Origin of the sequence: Paraburkholderia sp. BCC1885, from assembly GCF_900996235.1 — a bacterium.
Classification (GTDB): domain Bacteria; phylum Pseudomonadota; class Gammaproteobacteria; order Burkholderiales; family Burkholderiaceae; genus Paraburkholderia.
In genome coordinates this window covers 1-440 of the sequence record NZ_CAAJGM010000169.1, presented here as the reverse complement: position 1 = coordinate 440, position 440 = coordinate 1, and the positions used below count along the sequence as shown (strand labels likewise).

Below are 440 nucleotides of genomic sequence, written 5' to 3'. Positions count from 1 at the left end.
TCCAGTATTTCCATCTCGACCCGGCCAAGGGCTCGCTGCCGACCAACAAGGTGATGGCGGTGCTGGCCGGCGGCTACGGCACGCATGCGCGCCTGGCCGATCGCGACAGCAGCAGCCAGGACATCGTCGGCTTCCTCGGCCAGCACGCCGACGAGCTCGGCTCGCGCGTGGCGATGGTGTTCGGCGGCAAGCCCGACCGGCACGGCGACTGGTCCAAGGGCGACGGCCATGCCTTCGCGGTGATCCGCGTCGACGTGCCCGGCAGCATGGTCTATTACACCAACCCGTGGAACGAGTCGGTGGTCAGGAAGATCGCGCTGTCCGATCTCGCCAGCCAGGCGGCAGGCACCTCGGCCGACTTCGAGTTCGTGCGCTTCTAGGCCGGCGCGATGGCTTCACGGACAGGCTCCAGACACGGACAAGCTCCAGAGCGAGCCCGG

1 protein-coding gene is annotated in these 440 nt (G+C 68.2%); it reads left to right on the top strand.

What is annotated here, in order from left to right:
* On the top strand, nucleotides 1–380 hold a 380-nt coding region (locus FQ755_RS16170), incomplete at its 5' end, for a hypothetical protein (protein WP_222105737.1).
* Nucleotides 381–440 lie beyond the last annotated feature (60 nt).